The sequence below is a fragment of the Ruminiclostridium sufflavum DSM 19573 genome, from assembly GCF_003208175.1.
Lineage (GTDB): Bacteria > Bacillota > Clostridia > Acetivibrionales > DSM-1351 > Ruminiclostridium > Ruminiclostridium sufflavum.
The window spans coordinates 1-864 of sequence record NZ_QKMR01000016.1 but is presented as its reverse complement, the minus strand read 5'-3'; the positions used below and the strand labels follow the sequence as shown (position 1 = coordinate 864).

The following is an 864-nucleotide window of genomic DNA, read 5'->3' as shown; positions in this document are numbered from 1 at the left end:
TTCGTGGAGGTACGCAACTAATTTACTACTATTTTTAATTCCTTTCAAGCTAACCTCCCACGCAAGTTTTCAGTGCAAATATCTGGTTAAAGCTTCGTGGAGGTACGCTAGTATTTCGTAGCTGTATCTGAAATCCTTCATGCCAATCTCACAAAATTCTGGTAAAAACCTCACGGAGATAAAGCATATATTTTTTATTATTTATATTTTTTACTTATATTCAAAAAATATTCAGCATCAAACATTTGTAATTATCAAAATCAACAACAGCCTCCCAGTTTTCAACCACTGTATGGGCTATATCGGGATCGTACATAATTCCTGCATTTTTAAATATTTCGGTCCTGCATTGCTCCGATGACAAGCTGTTTCTATACTGCCTGTTGCTCATCATGGCATCTATGGAATCTGCAACAGCTATAATTCTTGAGCCATACGGAATATCATTTTTGCTTACCCTGTCAGGATATCCCTCTCCATCCCAGCGCTCATGATGATGGCGTACGATATCATAGTGATAGGTAAGTCTTTGATATCATCTCTAACTTTTCCCCCACTCCACACCGTGCGTGCGAATTTCCCCGCACACGGCGTTCTATCAAAACTAAATTTTGCAACTTAAACTATATCTGAAACTAAACACGTTATTTTAAATACTTGCCAACTCAAGCATTTTTCTTAGGCGGTTAATTTTAGTCATCTGCTTTTTGTCCGGTTTAATGATATCCAGATAAAACTGGATTGTTTCCGGCTTTTTTGCATGAAGCAACTGGTGAACATTCATTGTTACAAGCACCAAATTGCTATAACTATCATCTTTGCATTTATGGTACGGCGTTTTGTGATGGCAGTGCATATTTCCGA

At 37.6% G+C, this 864-nt stretch carries 1 protein-coding gene and 1 pseudogene; both read right to left on the bottom strand.

Annotation, left to right across the window (positions count from 1 at the left end; genetic code table 11):
• Positions 1–220: 220 nt before the first annotated feature.
• Positions 221–508 carry an HD domain-containing phosphohydrolase gene (locus tag LY28_RS19745; RefSeq protein WP_110462638.1) on the bottom strand — a complete coding sequence of 96 codons (288 nt, stop codon included), beginning with the start codon at positions 506–508 and terminating at the stop codon, positions 221–223.
• Between the two features lie 141 nt (positions 509–649).
• Positions 650–864, bottom strand: a pseudogene (locus LY28_RS19365) (group II intron reverse transcriptase/maturase); the annotation flags it as partial.